The organism is Breznakia blatticola, assembly GCF_004365815.1.
GTDB classification, from domain to species: domain Bacteria; phylum Bacillota_I; class Bacilli_A; order Erysipelotrichales; family Erysipelotrichaceae; genus Breznakia; species Breznakia blatticola.
This window is the reverse complement of the sequence record NZ_SODD01000046.1, coordinates 1-19,874: the sequence shown is the minus strand read 5'-3', so window position 1 is coordinate 19,874 and position 19,874 is coordinate 1. Positions and strand designations below refer to the sequence as shown.

Here is a 19,874-nt window from a genome sequence, read left to right as displayed (position 1 = left end):
TACCTTCCTTATTTTTATATGGTAATCTTACATTTCAATGTATCATCATACATGTAACAATCTAAGTTAGGTGCGCATCGGTTGAATTAAGCCATTATAAAATAATCGAAAAAAGTGAAGATTTTCTTTATTCAAAGAGTCTATTAAGGTGAAAGGGTACTCAATATGAGTTATCCTTTTGGACTTCACACACACACCAAGAAGTTTGAAAAGCAATCCATATGCTACCTGGATTGCTTTTCTTTTTGTTTTAAAGAAAAATATTATTACATTGGAAAAATTGAAATGAACATAGTATAATAGCCTCGCTGAGTCTTGAAAGAGACAATTGGTGTGTGAAACCAAAGTGTGTTTTATAAGGAGGAACCATGAGGAAAATAAGTAAAATTGTGGTAGTTTTTTTTGTGCTTGCAGGAATGTTCTCGTACACGGGAAAAATACTAGCTACAGAAGCACAAGGTAGCATTTCACAAAACGATTTTATCGTAAGTGGAAAAGTAACAACGTATACAGGTGAAGATAGTCAATACTATGGATACTATGATTCGATGCGTGTGTATTATGAATATGCATTTGATGATACTTATGAAGTAAATAGTGGAGATACTGTAGTTATTCAACTACCTTCGCAATTAAGTGTGAAAAATCTTGAATTTGAGCTTAAAGAAATTGACGCAGAAAATAATGAAACGGAAATTGTAGTTGCAAATGCAAGTATGAATGCATCAGATAAGAGTATTACCATTACATTCAATGATTATTTTAAGAATAAGCAGAATCGTAAAGGATACTTTTTTGTTGTTGCATCATGGGATCGCAATGAAGTAGCAGGTGCTGAAGATCTTGTACTTCAATTCAGTGATACAAGTAGTCAAGATGTTTGGGTAGGTAAAGCAAATTATGAACCACGTGATGAAAAAATCACAAAGTGGGGAACAGCGAATACGACAACCAATACTATCGATTGGACGATTCGTGTAAATGTTGCTGCTGAGGATATTTACAATGCGAGTGTCATTGATGAAATTATTGGAAAACATGAACTTGTAGTAGATGATCCAACAAAGCCAGCAATCACAGTGCAAGTCGCACGTATTGATTGGAATGATAAAGGAGCATCATCTTGGAAGTATTTTGGATACTATACATCAAATACAAATCCAGAGCGATTTGTACTTCAAAGTGATGGATTTACAGTACATTTGGGTAATCTTGTTAGTGGTGCATCCACAGCATTACCAGAAAACGGTGGAGTATTTACCCCAAATGATGAAGCAACAAAACAAGAAGCGAAAGCGGATGGAAAATCTTTATATATTAAGTATTCTACACGCATCTTAGACAATAAAGTTTCACAAATCTATTTAAATAAAGCTACGATTGAAGGAGATAACTATGAATCTGGGACAATCGAAGCATATGATCAACGTCTTGTAACTGGTGGAGTTGGTTCTGGTGATGCATCAACTAGCGTGAAAGTTCATAAAGTATGGGAAAGTGATGATCCAGAAATTACACATCCAGAAACTGTAACTGTGAATTTATACAAAACACTAAAAGGTGGAAGCCCAGTGCAAATTGGTCAAATTGATTTGAATGCAAAAAATCAATGGCAATATGAGTTCACCAATTTACCAATGCTGGAAGGTACTACATATGTAACATATTCAGTACATGAAGCAAGTGTACCAAATAACTATACTGAGACAGTAATTGAAAATTCATTTAATAATTTCACGATTGTAAATACGTATCAAGTACCAAGAACCAGTGTACATGTAACTAAGAAGTGGGCTGGTGATGATGATCAGTGGGTACGTCCATCATTTGTTGAAGTGCAATTACAAAAATCAGTTGATGGAAATACATCAATTGTGGACACCGTAAAAATAGAAAAAGATCTCAACAATGTGTGGGAATATCAATGGGATGATTTACCTGCTTTTCAAGGAAATAAAGAAGTTACATATTCGGTAAATGAAATTCATGTAGCAGAAAATTACACAGCAAGTGTTGAGGAACATGCAAAAAATGACTATACAATTACCAATACATATAAACTTCCACTTACATCCATTTCAGTAAGTAAAGAATGGGAGAATGATGATTTAGATATTCGTCCTGATGAAATCAAGGTTCAACTGATTCAGTCTACAGATGAACATGTAGCAATTGCGACATTTGATGCAATAGTGACAAAACAAGATCATTGGACATATACATGGAATGATTTACCGTTGTTAGTTAATGGGAAATCGGTAACCTATACAGTTGTGGAACTTGAAGTAGCAAATAACTATACATCCAAAGTAATAAAAAATACAGAAACGGATTTTACGATTATTAATACGTACAAGAAGGAAGTTGTTGTACCAGAAGATCCAATGATAGAACAACCACCAGTAGTAGAAACACCAGTGATTAAACAACCCGAAATTGTGACACCAGCAAATCCTTCAAAGAAACCAGAGAAGGAATTGCTTATTAATCCATCAGTGGTATCCTCAAGCAAAGTGAGTACTGGTGATCAAAGTCCAAAAGCGATACTATATGCAATGATGATTGTTAGTGGGATATCTCTATGTATACTAGTAGCAATTCGTAGAAGACGCAAAGTATAAGAAACATGAGTGTTACTCTCACGTTTAAAACTATAGGTTATTAACAATATGTTTATTTAGTTATAACTAATTGTTATATAATGTAACTTAGTGGACAATAACAATCGTATCTTATATACTGTTAAATATGATAATAAGATACGATTATATATTTTAAAAAGAACGAGAAATTGTTCTTTTGTTTTGATTGAAATACACCTTACAACAATCAAAACTATCAATCAAATAGTAATGGTATTAAATTTGAATAAAAAATGAAAAAAAATTATAAATTTCCGAAGATTTTAGAAAAATTGAAGTCTATATAAATGAAGCGATACTCATAGAAAAAAGAAAATAAAGAGTTGAACTTCAGGACTTCCATACACACATTTAATTTGAAGTCTGAAAGCAATCTTCAAAATTAAAGGTTGCTTTTCAATACTTGAACTTGTGTGGAGTGGGAAAGATATACAAAATTGAGTTAAAGTGTGTAAATATCAGTGTGTTATGTGTGGGTAAGGAAACTCTCTAGGTGAAAAATGGCAACATTTTTTAAGAGTGTCTTGTTGTTCAACATAGCATAGACACTCTTTTTTAGTGTTTTGATAGATAACTGTTTGTGTAGATGACTTCAAAGATAGATTTCTAGGATATGGAACTCTCGTTGCACTTTGAATGTGTAAGCAAAGTAGGCAGTGAATTACAAACTTGGTCAGTGTGTGAATTGTATGTGTGAAAGATAAGGAGACAAGTTATGAAGAAGAAATTTTTTAGTGTTTTATTAGCGGCTTTTATGATGATTAACATGATATTTGCTAGTGGTGGAACAGCACTAGCAGCAGAAGGTGATGTAGATTACGGTAATGCATATCACAAGATTAAAGCACCAACGGTAACTGTGGAAGTAACAAATGGACTAAATTTTGTGGATATCAAAGATTTGGTTGACCTAGAAGGTAATTATCAAGTAAAAAACTATAGTCAAGTTAGACTAAATATTGCTTGGGAAGCTTTATATACAAATGTTACAGATGGTGATAATTTGCTTAAAGAAGGCGATACATTTAAATTTGTAATTGAAGAAATTAATAATTCGAAAGTACCAGGTCAAGGGTTTGGACTTGTATTTGATACTGCAGATAAATCATTTCCATTATATGATGGATCGAATAATAAAATTGCAGAATTTACCATTAAAACAGATGACAAAACGGGAACAACAACAATTGCAATTACAATTTTAGAACTTCCTGCTGGAGAAGATCCAAATAGTCCATATGTAGTTAAAGGTGGATCAGTAAGTGCAGAAGGTAAAATTATTGGAAATGGTTTAGATTCAGGACTTGTAATCAATGGTAATGCGATTCTTGATGGAGGTAACATTCAAACACCAGAAAAACAACCAGTTGAAGATACTGGGGCAAATCCATATGATAATTCTACAAAAATCTCAAAAGAAGGTGTCTTCTATGAGAAAGAAGGGTATACAAGTTGGACGATTAACTTAGGTGTAGATTACAATATATCTTTATACAATGGAAGAAAAGATGAGTCTGGAAAAATTACAAATGCACGTGCAAAAATGTACATGGAAGATGAATTGACTTATAACCAAACAATTGATTCCATTTCAATTCAACATATTATGCGTGTATTTGCGACTACAGATAAAGATGGAAATGAATTGGATTATGAAGAACGAAATATTGACAATGGTGGAATAGGAGCATATTCAGATCGCCAATATGCATGGTATGCTTTATATACAGAAGATAAAACAAATGGAGCAGATACCAGAGGTATCTTTGATAAAGTCGAATATCATAAAGACAGTACAGAGACATTAAAGTTAAATGATAACTATTCATTTGCAACTGGTCTAAGCTATGATGAATTTAAGGCAGCATTTTTAGAGAATGTGGATCGTCAATCGCTTGTTTTATATCGTGAAAAAGATACAAACGGTTTAGATAAAACAACAATGATAGTTTATTTTGGTGATTTAGGAGATAAAGATCCAACGAGTAAATCATATGTTGGTGCTAAGTTCACAGATTTACCAGCAGTAAAGGCGCAAGAACCAACAAACGGTGATAGTAAATTCTTGGCATATTTAAAGACATTAACGTATGAAAAAGAGGAAAATGGTGTAGACGTAAAATACCGTTACTATACAGATAAACAAGCTGAGTATTTAGATAAAGAGTTAGCAGCTGTTGATTATGTAATTCCTGCATACCGTGTAAACTTTAAAGCAAGATTTCCTGAGGGAATGGCAGAAGGTGCAGAATATACGAATCAAGCACACTTATACTGGAACAACAATAGTGAGCAATCAAATGAGATTAAACTTTCGTTTAGCGAATATAGTGGAACCATTATTGGTGGTGCAAAAGGAAGTGCTGGACTGTATAAATACGATTTAGCAACTAAAGATGAAGAGAATCAACTGACTATCGCAAATGCAGAATTCGAATTATATAAAGTAGCAAATGGAACAACACCAAGTAGTAGTGATACACTCGTTGCAAAGAGAGCTACAAATAGTTGGGGAATGATTACTGTTAGTGGACTTGAAGATGGTTACTACTATTGGAAGGAAGTAAAAGCAGCACCAAATTATGAAATGAGCGGTGCGGTTTATCAACACAATGGTGTAGAGTCTAATGAACCGATTGTATTTGAAGTTATCGAACAAGCAAATGCACAAAAGGTTGTGTATACAACTGTGTATAACCAAAAAATATATACTGGTGGTGTAGAATTAACAAAATATGATCTAGACAGCAATGAAACAACTACGCTTGAAGGTGCTGAGTTTGATTTATATCTAGTGGATAATAATGGTGATACAAAAATGAATAGCACACCATACACAACAAATATGTATGGTGAAATCGAAGTAAATGATTTACTTGAAGGTTCATATTACTTTAAAGAAGTAAAAGCTCCTTCAGGATATGAGCTAGATGACAAACATATTCCATTTACAATCAGCAAAGATGATAAAGCAACGATGCAAGTGAAAGCATATAATAAAAAAATCCCACCACATACAGAAGATGTTCAACTGATTAAATATGACGCAGATACAAATGAATCAGTAACATTAGAAGGAGCAGAATTTGATTTATATGTCGTGGATGCTACTAATGGTGATACGAAAGTAAACACAACTCCATATGTTACAGATAAAGATGGAAAAATCACAGTTGAAGATCTACTTGAAGGTTCATATTACTTTAAAGAAGTAAAAGCACCAAATGGATATGACTTAGATGATGCAAAAGTGATGTTTGAAATTGATGAAAACACAAATACGAAAGTCATCGTAAAAGCATACAATACGAAAACTCCACCAAATGTTGCAGATGTAGAGTTAATTAAGTATGATACAGATAGTAATGAAGCGATTACATTAGAGGGTGCTGAATTTGATCTATACGTTGTAGATGAAAAAGGAAATGCAACAAAAGTAAATGATGAGGTATATACAACAAATGCAGATGGACGCATTGAAGTAAAAGACTTACCAGAAGGTTCATACTACTTTAAAGAAGTAGGAGCACCTGAAGGATATGTATTAGATGCAACCAATGTAGAATTTGAAGTTACAAAAGATACAACTGGTGTGATTGTTGTAAAAGCATATAATACGAAGAAAGTGGAAGATCCAAAAGAAACTCCACCAACACCAGAAAAACCTGAAGATCCATTTACAGAATTACCATCAACATCTCCAGTGAAGGAATTAGATGTGATTCCAAGTGTGAAAACAGGTGATGTAAGTGCAGCTAATGCATTACTTGCTTGTGTAATGATGAGCGGGTTTGTTATTTGCTTATTATTTGCACGCAAGAAACTACAAAAGAAATAAACATAAATATTTCTTAACATAAATGAAATGTCCTCCTTACCAACATTGAAAGCTAAAGCTATATCAAAGACTAAGGGGGACAAAATTTCTATTATTCGATACATGATATTCGATTTGAAGGGTAGCAATAATTAGTGAAGTGGCGCTATGCCGTTATAAATAAAATAAATCAAGGAAATGTGTGAAATGAAAGATAAAGAGAAATTAAAAGACCTGATAGTGAAGGTAAAAGAAGGAAACCAAGAAGCATTTGAAGAACTATATCGAGCGTATGTAAATAATGTGTATTTCAAAGCGCTAAACTATTTTCATGATGAAGTGACTGCACGTGATGTTGTTCAAGATGTGTTTATTCGAATACATAAAAACATTCATAAATTAGATAATCCAGGTGCATTTTATACTTGGATTATTCGAATTACCTATAATGTATGTTATGACTATGATAAAAAGAAAGACCAGGTAGTAGATTTGGGAAGTGAATATACAATAGAAGACTTTGAGGACTTCAATCAAAAAGATGCTAGCGCAATTTTAGAAAATAAAGAACTTCAACAAACCATATATGAAGGGATACAATCGTTACGTACACCACTTCGTACGGTTGGAATTCTTCGATATTATGATGAACTATCGGTTTCTGAGATTTCTGATGTATTACAAATTCCTGAAGGAACTGTACATTCTAGATTACATAGTATGAAGGCAAAGTTAAAAGAAGTACTTGAAGAACAAGGGATATCTTCTCGTAGTTTGTCAGGTTTTGTATTAACTCCGACGTTATTGAAACTTGCTTTTGAAGCTGGTGCAAATCATATTTCAGTTCCTGTAACTATGTCTTCTGCTGCGCTTATTGGAGTAAGTAAAGAAGCATTAACAACGGCAAGTACGAAATCTGGGTGGATGGCATCAACTAAGGTAGCACTCGTTTCCACTGTTGGTGTAGCAAGTTTAGTAGGATTATACTTTTTTAATCAACCACAAAGTGCGCCATTAGAAGATAATCACCCAGATCCAATTGTTCAACAACCAGCAACTGCAGTAAAAGAACATGCAAAAATAAAAGATATTACATATCCAACGGCTTGGACGAATACGGCATACACTTTGCAAGTAACAACGACAAGTGATGTATATGATGAAATACTACTTAATGGAAATCAAGATTTAACAGTTGTAGATAATGGTGAATATGTAGTCACTTTGATGTATGAAGGAAAACAAATTGATGAGCAAAGAGTAAGTATTGAAAACTTTGATTTTGCAAGTCCAACAGTACCTGATTATACAATTAGCCAAACATCATATACGATTACATTAGCTGATGCACTATCCGGAATTGATTTCTCACAAACGGTATGTGAGAAAGACGGGAAGTATATTCAAAAAGACATTCGTTTTGATCCATCAACAAATACCATTTCGCTTGATTGCGCATACGGAAGTAGAGAGATTGTCTACATCTATGATCATGCTGGAAACGAGCTAAAATTGGTACTCCGGGATGGTAATGGATAAAAAAACAAACTTTTTTGAAGATATACGTTATAAAAAGCGTCTAATAAGTGAAGGGTGATACAAGAGGGAAAATCATACCTTCAAAACTTCCATCACACATAAACGAAGTTGGAGAACAGTCTTTTGCTACCCTGAACGCAAAGGCTGTTTTCTTTTTGCTGGATTATCTATAACATACATAAAATATCACAATAAAGATATCTATCCTTTTTCTTTACAGTTTTCATTTTCTTGTTTACTATGAAAGTAGAGTATGTGTGTACTCTATGTGTATATGTGCCAATAATGGAAAGTAATGTAATAGGGATTTTTTTAGTCTATCCAAATTACAGTTTTTGTCATATCGGTATAATTAGACAAATATAGCTTAACCTTACAAACAGTTCAAAATTGTGCGAGCTGTTTTTTTATATGCAAAAGTAAGGAGCTGATAAAAAGTAAAAAAAGTTTGATGGTTAGCGAAATGTGCTACGTCTATGTATTGAAAGAAATATTCAACTGAATATTCTTGGATCCTTAATATGAATAATCGATCTCGTTGCTATCCGTGTGCAAGAAAGTGTTAAGGATTGTTGTGTGGTTAATAAAATATTAACAGGAGGAGAAGGAATGAATTTAGTATTGAAAACAGTAGCCATGATTTCATTATCACTAGGAATCATGCAACCAAATGTACAACATTTGGAAACATTACAACCTATGAATGTTGTAGATAGTGATGTGCATGTTACAAAGGAAAATTTTCCTGATGCAAATTTTAGAAGTTATGTAGAAAGTAAAGAAATTGCAAGTGATGGTATCATCACAAAGGAAGAACTTGCAACCAATAATCCATTTAAAGATCTAGATATTGATTGCGATGAATATGATATTCGTGATTTCAAAGGAATTGAATTACTGGAGACAAAATCTCTTACTTTAGGGCATTTTAAAGGTTCAAATTTAGTAATACCTGAAGGAAGCAAACTAAATGCCTTAGAAGTATATGAAACAGATGATCTTAAGACAGTAAATTTAGATGCACTAGATTTCATGTATTATTTAACATTGTCTGTAGTTCCTAATGTTACAAGTGTTGATGTTTCACATATGCGTGAAATAGGAGAATTAAATTTATGGGCGATGGATAGTCTTTCATCGTTGATACTACATGAAGAAAGTGAAATTGATGTATTTTCATTATCTTCATTACCAAAACTTACGAGTATTAACGGTGCAGTTAAGGTGACTGGTTCTATAGATATTGAAAGTGTTCCAATCACAGATGAATATTTCGATTTATCTGATGTTCATACGGTTGGAATTCTTAATACTCTTTTTAGTAATCCGTATTTTCTGGCAGATTCAAATTATGATTATTTATCAGTTATATTAGGTGGAAATCAATTTCCATTTTTGGAAATTGGTGGTGATCCCGTACAGTACAGATTCTATGATAGAAGTACAAAAGCAGATTTTGCGATAAAGTCGAATGTAATTGATTTAATTGCTGACGAAACAGATGATGGGTATGTAGTAACTATTGATGGTATTAATATGAATAAAGTTGAATTACACGAAGATTGTAATTGGGAAGTACTAGATAAACATAGTTTTATTTTACGTGCCGCTGAACTAGAAGCACTAAACTATTACTACAGAGTTGATGAAATTAAAGTTCGCCCACAAAGACTATTTTCTCCAGATGGGTATGTAGTTGGTGATGATGCAAAAAGAGAAGAGTATATGTTTATCGTATCCAAGGTTAGTATAAAACAACCACCGATTGTTGACCCTGTCGATCCAATCGATCCAGTGGACCCAGTTGATCCAATAGATCCAATTGATCCAGTAAAACCAGTGGATCCAGTTAAACCGACACCAACTGAACCAGTAAATGATCCATCGAAAGGATTATCAAGTAAACCAAGTGTTGCAACTGGTGATGTATATACAACAAATACACTTCTATACACTTTATTGATTAGTGGTGTTGCCATTGGTGCAATCGCAATTAAGAAAAAGAAAGAAAACTAAATATTATGGGCAGCGCAAAATGAGGCATAACCATTTGCCTCGTTTTGTGTCAAATACTACATAATTCTTTCATCCATTTGGGTAGCGACATAATTGTATGAAAGAAAAAGATTTAGAACTGGTAGTTTGTGTGAGGGGTGTTCGATGAAAGAGAAAAGAGAAGTAGTAGAGTTAGTGAATCGAGTTAAGCAAAACGATCAAGAGGCATTTCAGAAATTGTACGAGATATATGCAAACAATGTATATTTTACAGCATGGGATTATTTTCATAATGAACATACAGCAAAAGATGTTGTTCAAGATGTATTTATCCGTATTTACAACAAGATTGATACATTGGAGAGTCCTGAAGCATTCTATACTTGGATGAAACGTATTACAATGAATATTTGCCATGATTATGAGCGTAAGAAAAAGAAACTACTGGATTTAGGAGATGATGTTCGCGTGGAAGATTTCGAAGATGTAAATCAACAAACAGCAAAAGAAATCATAGAGAATAAAGAGATGCAAGCAATCGTATATAATTGCATTCATTCTTTAAATGCGTCATTACGAAATGTTGCACTCTTGCGATACTATGATGAACTTCAAGTAAGTGAGATTGCATACATTTTACAAATACCTGAAGGTACGGTATATTCACGATTGAATCATCTTCGTAGTAAACTAAAAGTAATGTTGGAAAAACAGGGGATTAGTGCAAAATCATTACCGGGATTTGCAATTTCACCAATGCTAATTCAAGTTGCATATGCTTCAGCAGCAAAGAATATTCATGCTCCAGTGATCAATCTCGCATTACAAACAAGTGCAATAGGTGTAGGAAGTGCAGCAGCAGGAAGTAAAGTAGGAATTGGTGTAGGGGCAAAAATTGCACTTGCTTCCACGATTGGAGTAAGTGGTGTTGTAGGTGCAATCATGTTAAATCAAGAAGAAAAACAGCCAGCAGTAGCACCTGAAATACAAGATGTACAACCTGTTGTACAAGAACTCGCAAGTATTACAGATATTCAGCATCCAACAAATTGGACAAATCAGCCAATTACACTAACTGTAACTACATCCAATATGGAGTATGATCAAATTCTTGTGAATAATCAAGAGAGTCTAGTCATCGCAAGTAATGGAAGTTATAGTGTAACTCTAATGAAGGATGGCAAACAAATTGATGAGCGAATCGTGAGTATTTCTACATTTGATATGCATAGTCCGGTAGTTCAAGGGTATGAAATTGATGGAACAACGTATACAATTTATGTTTCTGATGATGCATCACAAGTTAACTTTGAAAGTATTCGCTATTATGAAAATGGAGTACGTATCAACAAAGAAATAACGATACATCCATCATTGAATCAAATGATTCTAACTTGTCCATATGGAGTAACAGGTGTACTTTATATTTCTGATTATGCAGGAAATGAGTTAGAGATTACATTACATGATGAATCATGAGAGAACGAGCGAATGCTCGTTTTTGTCGCTTTACCACAAAATTCATGTATAATAAAAATATGTATAAAATCTTAATTGTTGAAGATGAAATTAATATTCGTGATGAACTTGCAACGTTTCTACAAACCAATGGATATGATGTCCAAACCGTTGTGGATTTTTGTGATGTGAGCAAGCAAATTCTTGATAGTGATGTACACTTGATTTTGCTTGATTTGAACTTGCCGGGTATTGATGGGAATCATATTGCCAAAGAAGTACGTAAGCAAAGCAATGTACCAATGATCATTGTTACCAGTCGTAATACAGATTTAGATGAGTTGATGAGTATGCATATGGGCGCAGATGATTTTGTCTCAAAACCATATAACTTACAAATTTTACTTGCACGCATGGAACGATTATTAAATCGTAGCTATGAAGGGGATAATGGTAGTAAATTATTTGTTGCGGGTGTCCAACTGGACGTCGCAAAAAGTACACTTACTTACAATAAACAAAGTATTGAACTCACAAAAAATGAACTGCGCATTATGACGACATTATTCAAACATAAAAATCGTATTGTTTTACGTGAAGAGTTGATGTCGGAGATGTGGGATAGTGATATGTTTGTGGATGATAATGCCTTAACGGTAAACATGAATCGTCTACGCAAGAAACTTGCATATATTGATTTGGAAAACTTTATTGAAACAAAACGTGGTATGGGGTATTTAATTAATGAGTAAGTATACATATCTAAAAGAGCATTTTTATATTTTAGTTTTAGGTGCATTGTTAAGTGCGTTGCAAGGATTCTTTTTACTTGCTTCTAAACTAAGCATAGATACCGTTATACTTTTTCTTGTTAGTATATGGTCATTTATCTTTGGCTTTTTATTTATTGAGTATCGACAAAAAAATGGGTACTATAAACAACTTAAAGACCAGTTGGAACGACTGGATCAAAAAAGTTTATTAATCGAAGTTATTGATGAACCAGAATTTCAAGAAGGTAGAATTCTATATCAAACCTTAGAAGAAATTAATAAAAACTACAATGATCGAATTGCAACATATGAGAAACGTGAAAAAGATTATAAAGAATATATCGAAATGTGGATTCATGAGATAAAAAGTCCATTGACCGCTGCGAAATTGATGAATACCAATCATCCAAGTGGAATAAGTAAAGCTTTGGACTTGGAAATCGAGCGGATGAATGATTATATTGAGCAAGCTTTATATTATGCAAAAAGTAGTGATCCTTCACGCGATTATGTATTAAAAGAAATCCAGCTTAGTGATAGTATCAATGCAGCTGTACGTCGTTTAAAGCAGCGATTCATTTATAAAGAAATTAAATTATCAATTACGAATAGTGATCACATGATCACGATGGATAGTAAATGGTTAGAATTCATTTTGCATCAGATATTAGATAATGCATTAAAGTATACAGATGTTGGTGGATCTATCCATATTGATACTGTAGTACATGATCAAGATCTTGAAGTGCGTATTTCAGATACAGGAATAGGAATTGATCCAAAAGATGTTTCTCGAGTATTTGATCGTGGATTTACTGGTGAAAATGGACGATTGGAAAAGAAAGCAACAGGTATGGGATTGTATTTATGTAAAGCGTTATGTGACAAGCTTTATATGTCTATACGACTAGATAGTACAGTACATAAAGGTACTTGTGTGAGTATAACAATTCCCAATAGTCGATTTTATAAAAACTTATTGTAAGAGGAGAAGCTATGTCAGAATATGAACGCCGTGCAGATGGCAAAACAACAATTGTGAATAAGACGATCAAACAAGGATTGTCCTTTGGTAGTGCACTAGCAATGGTGATAAGCTATACAACATGGCATAGTATTGGTTGGGCAATCGTTCACGGTTTGCTTGGTTGGGTCTATGTTATCTACTTTATTTTATTTCACTAGGAGGAATCATGCGTACAGATAAGGAACGATTTGTTATTGTCCACGAAGAAACAACACTTCAAGGTATCCGTATTCTTGAAGATCAAATTACGGGGGTCAATTATTTATTGGTCAATACTCCTGAAGGAAGTGGATTAACACCACTCTTAGATAGTCATGGGAATGTCGTTATTACAAAATATATGATGGGAGAAATTGATTCTCATCAGTGAGGTGCTATCGCACCTTTTTTCTTTCTTACAAAAATGTAAGGAAAGTGTAAGATAGTTCGCGTGTATACTAAAGATAGAAAGTTTATGATAGTTACATACAGGAGGAGAACATAATGAAACAAGTATTAAATGTTCAAAATATTGAGAAATATTATGGGAATAAGGATAACTTAACAAAGGCAATTGACGGAATTACCTTTGATATAAACGAAGGTGAATTCGTTGGAATCATGGGTCCAAGTGGATCTGGAAAGACAACCTTATTAAACTGTGTGTCTACTATTGATAAAGTAACAAGTGGAAATATTGTAATTGATGATACAAATATTACAGAATTGAAAAAACAAAAGCTAAGTAAATTTCGTCGCGAACAATTGGGATTTATTTTCCAAGACTTTAACTTACTTGATACACTAACAGCATTTGAAAATATTGCACTAGCATTGACGATTCAAAAGGTAAATCCAAAGAAGATTGATGCACAAGTAAAAGAAGTTGCAAAGAAATTAGATATTGAAGAAGTACTTCCAAAATATCCATATCAAATGTCAGGAGGACAACGCCAAAGAGTTGCTGCTGCACGTGCTTTGGTTCATAATCCAAGTTTGATTTTAGCAGATGAACCAACAGGAGCATTAGATAGTAAATCAAGTCGAATGTTACTTGAATCATTAGAAAAGTTAAATAAAGAGTATAACAGTACCATCTTACTAGTTACACATGATACGTTTACTGCAAGTTTCTGTGATCGTATATTATTTATTAAAGATGGGAAGATCTTCAATGAAATCTACAAAGGAAATCAAAGTCGTAAACAGTTTTTTGATCAAATCATTGAAGTTGTTACCTTATTAGGAGGTGACATCTCTAATGTACTTTAAAATTGCTTTACAGAACGTACGTAAGAGTTTTCAAGATTATTTTATTTACTTTCTTACTTTAGCGTTCTCGGTTTGTTTATTCTTTGCATTTAACTCATTTACGGAACAACAAGCTGTCATTGAAATGACAACTTCACAATCAGAAATTATGAAGTTACTTACAGAAATCATGGGATATATGTCAGTGTTTGTAGCTGTAGTACTATGCTTTCTTATTATGTATGCCAATAGTTTTCTTGTACGGCGTAGAAAAAAAGAGTTTGGAACGTATATGCTACTTGGAATGGAAAAATCCAAGATGGCAAGAATTCTATTATATGAAACATTTATTATTGGTTTATTATCACTAGTTGTTGGAATTGTATTTGGCATTGCATTATCACAAGTGTTAACGATCGCAACTGCAAGTTTGTTTGAAGTGCAACTGAACTATCGTTTTGTGTTCTCATTTGAGGCACTAATACTGACAATCTTATGTTTTGGTCTGGTATTTTTTCTTGCCATGTTACTAAATATAGTAATACTATCAAAATTTAAACTGATTGATTTATTATATGCAGACCGCAAAAATGAAGAGATTCACATTAAATACGTGGGTATTTATGTACTAATTTTTATTGTTTCATTAGTTTGTTTAGGTGTTTCTTATTACCATGCGTGGACCGATCCATTTAATGTGCTTGGTAATAAATTCATATTTGTAGTTTCTTTTGGTTGTATTGGAACACTACTATTCTTCCTAAGTTTGGCAGGATTTATGTTACGCTTTGTATCGAGCAGTAAAAAACTATACTACAAAGGTTTAAATATGTTTGTCTTGAAAGAGGTAAATGCAAGTATTAAAAGCAACTTCATTTCAATGAGCTTTGTTTGTATTCTACTTCTATTATCAATTGGAGCGTTATGTACAGGATTGAGTTTGAATGCAACGATTAATAAATCATTAAAACAATCAACACCATATGATGTAAGTGTTGAATATAGACAATATCGTGAAGATACACCAATTGAAGTCATCGAATTACAATTACCAGATAGTGTCAAAGATGATGCAAGCATACTTCGGGTTCAAAAAAAGGTAGCTATAGGAATTCCTACAGCAGAATACAATAACGTATTTGAGCATGTAGTGAATCATTATGCAAATAGAGAAATTGGAATGACAGAACAATCTAACTATGAAGAACTTAGTTTTATACATGAAAGTGATTTCAATGATGTGCTTACTGATCAAGGCTACAAACCCATTGAGATAAAGAAAAATGAGCTTGTTCCTTATACAACATCTGTACAACTACGTGATCCAATAAGCAAAGATATTGCAAATAAACGTACATTGAATGTTCAAGGATATACATTTAGTTTAAAAGAAATCGATTTACCTGAAATGACATTAGCATCATCACCACTTATCGACAATTCATTTATTTGTGTCGTTGATGATGAAATCGAATTTGATGATCCGACATTTATCTATCATGCAATTAATATAAATGCAAAAGATGAAACGAAACATGATGCAATTCGAGAAGCATTAGAAAACGAAATAACTGAACAATTCTCTAACAAGGGATATACCTTTTCTTACTTTGCATCGACACGTCAAGATATATATGATGGAAATAAAGGTACGTCAGTTATTGTGACATATGTTGGTATCTATTTAGGGATTGTCTTCATGTTAAGTAGTGTGACACTATTAGCACTTCAACAACTCACAAAGGCAAATGACAATAAAAAACGGTACTTGATTTTAAATAAAATTGGTGCAGATGATGTGATGATGAACCGTGCATTATTTAAACAATTATGTATTTACTTCTTTATTCCATTAGCATTAGCACTAGTACATAGTTTTGTGGGAATCCATTTTGTTGATGCGATTATTATGACAACTGGAAGAAGTTCGATTCTTGAAGGTAGTGCAATTGCATGTGCCATATTATTACTAATTTATGGATGTTACTTTGTGGTTACGTATGTGGGCGCAAAGAAGATTATTCATTCAAAATAACCAGATTAAGGAAGGTGTAAACACATCTTCTTTTTTTGTGTTTTCTACTTTGTGAAACATTGTGATAGTTATAATTTATTATGCATATCATTTTGTATATGATTACATGTTTGTTACGATATTTGTAGGAAGAAGGAAAGGAAGTGGGTCAATGGCAAATAAGGAATATTATAAATGTGAGATCGATCAGGTCATCGTCGATATAGGAAGTGATGGTCAAGTTGGACTAACAAGTAAGGAAGTAGAAACGCGCTTAGAAGAGTATGGAAAGAACGTATTAGAAGGTGGTAAAAAAGTATCACCATGGCATATATTGTTAGAAAAACTGAATAATATTATTGTATATTTATTGTTAGCAGCAGCAGCAATTTCGTTTGCGCTAGGTGATACAGTAGAAGGAATTGCAGTACTAATTGCTGTTTTTATAGCAGTTGCTTTTGGGTTTGTTTCAGAACTAAAGGCACAAAAATCTGTCGAGTCACTACAAAGCATGATTAAGACAAAAGCAGATGTTGTTCGTGATGGACAGTTGATGGAAATTAATTCAGAAGATTTGGTTCCAGGAGATTTACTATCTTTAAAAAGTGGAGATGCAATTAGTGCGGATGCTAGATTAATTGAATCAACAAACTTAGCTTGTATGGAGGCAAGTTTAACTGGTGAAAGTATTGCTTCAAGTAAGGATGCAAGTCTAACCTTTGATGAAGATGTATCTTTAGGTGACCGTAAGAACTATGTGTTTGCAGGAACAGCAGTTACTAGAGGAAATGCTAAAGCAATTGTTACTGCTACCGGAAGTTATAGTGAAGTTGGGCAAATCTCAAGTTTACTAAAAGAAACCAAAAAAGAGGCAAGTCCATTAAATCAAGAACTTGATAAGCTTGGACGTTTACTTATTGGAATTGCAGCACTATTTGCTCTAATTGTAATTGTGATTGGATTAGCAACAGGACGTGAATTATCATTTGTTTTACAAGTTGCCTTAATACTAGCAATTGCATCGATTCCAGAAGCAATGCCTGCAGTATCCACAATTACACTGGCCAAAGGTATGTCACGTATGAGTGAACATAAAGCGTTAGTGAAAACATTAGATGCAGTAGAAACACTAGGAAGTACAAGTGTTATTTGTTCGGATAAAACAGGTACACTTACCGAAAATCAAATGACAGTAGAGTCCATCTATTTATTAAATGGACAAGAATATGAAGTTACAGGTGGTGGATATGAACCAACTGGACAAATCTTACATGATGGGACAGCAATTACAGTGGACAGTGTTGAAAAACTACAACAGTTTTTATATGCAGCAGTACTGAATACAAATGCCACCCTACAAGAGGAGCATGGAGAGTACAGTATTATTGGTGATCCTACAGAAGGTTCACTTATTGTACTTGGTGATAAGGTAGGCTATAGTCGAAATCGTTTACACGATGAAGGTTTTGAACGATTAGATGAAATTCCATTTAATTCAAAATTAAAATATATGATTACGTTGTATCAAAAAGGTGATCAAAAATACACCTTTATTAAAGGTGGTCCAGATGTACTACTTGATATGTCACATCATGACCAAGATACAAAAGCAAAGATTCGTGAAAAAAACGAGGAAATGGCAAGTCACGGTTGGCGTGTACTAGCTATTGGGATGATTGATGATAATGAAGCCATCTATAACAATACATGTGATGGAAATGTACGGATTCTAGGGTTGGTAGGAATTATTGATCCACCAAGAAAAGATGTTATGGAATCCATTCGTTTATGTCAAAGAGCAGGAATTCGTGTAAAAATGATTACTGGAGATCACCCACAAACGGCAAGTGTTATCGCAAAGCAAATTGGGATGCGCTCGTATGATAATGTTATGACTGGATTTGAGTTTGATAATTCAAAACATACGCAAAAGTTTGATCATGATGTATGTCGTACAGGTGTATTTGCCAGAGTAAGTCCACGTAATAAATTGGATATTGTTAAAATATTACAAGAAACCAATGAAGTTGTCGCAATGACTGGTGATGGTGTGAATGATGCTCCTGCTTTGAATGGTGCAGATATTGGTATTGCAATGGGTGTAAGAGGAACCGAAGTAGCTAGAGAAGCTGCTGATATGATTCTTACAACAGATAAGTTTTCTACGATTGTAGATGCAGTTAAAGAAGGACGTATTATCTTTGCCAATATACGTAAGTTTGTCTACTATTTATTCTCATGTAATATGGTAGAGATTACTTCGATTATCTTAAGTTTATTATTCCTGATTCCAGATTTACCAGTATTACCCTTACATATTTTATGGCTGAATTTGGTTGTTGATATCTTACCAGCAATGTCATTAGGTTTTGAACCAGCTGAGGATAACATTATGGATCAACCACCACGAAAGAAAGGGCAAGGTTTATTATCTGCAAGTTTCTTAAAGCCAATTTTACTTAGTGGTCTTGTGCTAGGATTCACTGCATTTGGAATCTATGCATTTTCACTACATCGTGGATTTTCTGTTATTGAAGCACAAACGACAACGTTTACACTGATGGCAATCATGCAGTTGTTACATATACTAAATGTACGTCGTGTAAAAGTGTTTGGATTGGATAAAACATTACTACAAAACAAATCCATGATTATAGCAATGCTTGTTGCTGTAGGATTACAACTTGTGGCAATCTATGTACCATTATTCAATAATGTACTTGGAACAGTTCCATTAGGAGTTGAAAACTGGATCTATATCCTAACATTCTCAATTACTGCAACCATCATTGTATATGTACTAAAACGAGTATTTAAAATGAAATAAAGAAATGACAAGTCAGTAAAAATGCTGACTTGTTTTTGTTACAGCCATTGGATGATAACTAGAATTCGTGTACAATTAAATAAAAAGGATTGAGGAGTATCGTTATGAAAAATCTATGTGCAATCGGAGAAGCGTTAATTGATTTTATCCCAGTAGAAAAAGGGTGTCGACTTAAAGATGTTGAAAATTTTCATCGAGTCGTTGGTGGAGCACCAACCAATGTAGCAGGTGCAGTTGCTAAACTTGGAGGTCATGCTAAAATCTTAAGTCAAGTAGGTGCAGATGCATTTGGTGATCATATTGTTGAAACGTTACAAAAAGTCGGTGTGGATACAAGTGAACTACACCAAAGTAAAGATTATGATACGTCGCTTGCATTTGTATCATTAGCAGCTAATGGAGAAAGAGATTTTAGTTTTTATCGTAAGACAGCTGCAGATTTACATTACAAACCATCAGGCTTAATTCAACCGATGCGCACCTAACTTAGATTGTTACATGTATGATGATACATTGAAATGTAAGATTACCATATAAAAATAAGGAAGGTAA

At 33.5% G+C, this 19,874-nt stretch carries 13 protein-coding genes; all 13 read left to right on the top strand.

Features of this window, described 5'->3' with window-relative positions; all coding sequences use genetic code 11:
* Positions 1-368: 368 nt before the first annotated feature.
* The 13 genes from EDD63_RS09905 to EDD63_RS09845 all read left to right on the top strand — a co-directional run bounded on the left by EDD63_RS09905 (position 369) and on the right by EDD63_RS09845 (position 19,807).
* Complete coding sequence (locus tag EDD63_RS09905; RefSeq protein WP_134170985.1) at positions 369-2,621, top strand: Cna B-type domain-containing protein; 2,253 nt, start codon at positions 369-371, stop codon at positions 2,619-2,621.
* A gap of 736 nt (positions 2,622-3,357) precedes the next feature.
* Positions 3,358-6,480, top strand: a complete 3,123-nt coding sequence (locus tag EDD63_RS09900; protein WP_134170983.1) for an MSCRAMM family protein — start codon at positions 3,358-3,360, stop codon at positions 6,478-6,480.
* Positions 6,481-6,666: 186 nt separating this feature from the next.
* Complete coding sequence (locus tag EDD63_RS09895) at positions 6,667-7,998, top strand: RNA polymerase sigma factor (RefSeq protein WP_166667612.1); 1,332 nt, start codon at positions 6,667-6,669, stop codon at positions 7,996-7,998.
* A gap of 609 nt (positions 7,999-8,607) precedes the next feature.
* The gene (locus EDD63_RS11585; RefSeq protein ID WP_166667611.1) at positions 8,608-10,014 is read left to right on the top strand and encodes a hypothetical protein; all 1,407 of its coding nucleotides are present in this window, start codon (positions 8,608-8,610) and stop codon (positions 10,012-10,014) included.
* 144 nt (positions 10,015-10,158) lie between these two features.
* Positions 10,159-11,472, top strand: coding sequence for an RNA polymerase sigma factor (locus tag EDD63_RS09885; RefSeq protein WP_134170979.1), 1,314 nt, complete (start codon positions 10,159-10,161; stop codon positions 11,470-11,472).
* Positions 11,473-11,531: 59 nt separating this feature from the next.
* On the top strand, positions 11,532-12,203 hold the full coding sequence (locus EDD63_RS09880) for a response regulator transcription factor (protein ID WP_134170987.1): 672 nt from the start codon (positions 11,532-11,534) through the stop codon (positions 12,201-12,203).
* Positions 12,196-13,209: a sensor histidine kinase gene (locus tag EDD63_RS09875; RefSeq protein WP_134170977.1), complete on the top strand. Its 1,014-nt coding sequence runs from the start codon at positions 12,196-12,198 to the stop codon at positions 13,207-13,209. The genes EDD63_RS09880 and EDD63_RS09875 overlap by 8 nt, the downstream gene beginning before the upstream one ends.
* 11 nt (positions 13,210-13,220) lie before the next feature.
* Complete coding sequence (locus EDD63_RS09870; protein WP_134170975.1) at positions 13,221-13,409, top strand: hypothetical protein; 189 nt, start codon at positions 13,221-13,223, stop codon at positions 13,407-13,409.
* Between the two features lie 8 nt (positions 13,410-13,417).
* On the top strand, positions 13,418-13,621 hold the full coding sequence (locus EDD63_RS09865) for a DUF6440 family protein (protein WP_134170974.1): 204 nt from the start codon (positions 13,418-13,420) through the stop codon (positions 13,619-13,621).
* Positions 13,622-13,734: 113 nt separating this feature from the next.
* On the top strand, positions 13,735-14,502 hold the full coding sequence (locus tag EDD63_RS09860; RefSeq protein WP_134170972.1) for an ABC transporter ATP-binding protein: 768 nt from the start codon (positions 13,735-13,737) through the stop codon (positions 14,500-14,502).
* Entirely contained in the window at positions 14,492-16,516 is a 2,025-nt protein-coding gene (locus EDD63_RS09855; RefSeq protein WP_134170970.1) for an ABC transporter permease, read from the top strand. Before EDD63_RS09860 ends, EDD63_RS09855 begins: the two co-directional genes overlap by 11 nt.
* Positions 16,517-16,667: 151 nt before the next feature.
* A complete protein-coding gene (locus EDD63_RS09850; protein ID WP_134170968.1) occupies positions 16,668-19,322 on the top strand; it encodes a cation-translocating P-type ATPase in 2,655 nt (884 codons plus the stop codon).
* A gap of 104 nt (positions 19,323-19,426) precedes the next feature.
* Positions 19,427-19,807, top strand: a complete 381-nt coding sequence (locus EDD63_RS09845) for a PfkB family carbohydrate kinase (protein WP_134170966.1) — start codon at positions 19,427-19,429, stop codon at positions 19,805-19,807.
* Positions 19,808-19,874 lie beyond the last annotated feature (67 nt).

What these genes read in the sequence shown, in the direction of transcription:
- EDD63_RS09905 (WP_134170985.1), top strand. Translation starts at nt 369, where the DNA reads ATGAGGAAAATAAGTAAAATTGTGGTAGTTTTTTTTGTGCTTGCAGGA.
- EDD63_RS09900 (WP_134170983.1), top strand. Translation starts at nt 3,358, where the DNA reads ATGAAGAAGAAATTTTTTAGTGTTTTATTAGCGGCTTTTATGATGATT.
- EDD63_RS09895 (WP_166667612.1), top strand. Translation starts at nt 6,667, where the DNA reads ATGAAAGATAAAGAGAAATTAAAAGACCTGATAGTGAAGGTAAAAGAA.
- EDD63_RS11585 (WP_166667611.1), top strand. Translation starts at nt 8,608, where the DNA reads ATGAATTTAGTATTGAAAACAGTAGCCATGATTTCATTATCACTAGGA.
- EDD63_RS09885 (WP_134170979.1), top strand. Translation starts at nt 10,159, where the DNA reads ATGAAAGAGAAAAGAGAAGTAGTAGAGTTAGTGAATCGAGTTAAGCAA.
- EDD63_RS09880 (WP_134170987.1), top strand. Translation starts at nt 11,532, where the DNA reads ATGTATAAAATCTTAATTGTTGAAGATGAAATTAATATTCGTGATGAA.
- EDD63_RS09875 (WP_134170977.1), top strand. Translation starts at nt 12,196, where the DNA reads ATGAGTAAGTATACATATCTAAAAGAGCATTTTTATATTTTAGTTTTA.
- EDD63_RS09870 (WP_134170975.1), top strand. Translation starts at nt 13,221, where the DNA reads ATGTCAGAATATGAACGCCGTGCAGATGGCAAAACAACAATTGTGAAT.
- EDD63_RS09865 (WP_134170974.1), top strand. Translation starts at nt 13,418, where the DNA reads ATGCGTACAGATAAGGAACGATTTGTTATTGTCCACGAAGAAACAACA.
- EDD63_RS09860 (WP_134170972.1), top strand. Translation starts at nt 13,735, where the DNA reads ATGAAACAAGTATTAAATGTTCAAAATATTGAGAAATATTATGGGAAT.
- EDD63_RS09855 (WP_134170970.1), top strand. Translation starts at nt 14,492, where the DNA reads ATGTACTTTAAAATTGCTTTACAGAACGTACGTAAGAGTTTTCAAGAT.
- EDD63_RS09850 (WP_134170968.1), top strand. Translation starts at nt 16,668, where the DNA reads ATGGCAAATAAGGAATATTATAAATGTGAGATCGATCAGGTCATCGTC.
- EDD63_RS09845 (WP_134170966.1), top strand. Translation starts at nt 19,427, where the DNA reads ATGAAAAATCTATGTGCAATCGGAGAAGCGTTAATTGATTTTATCCCA.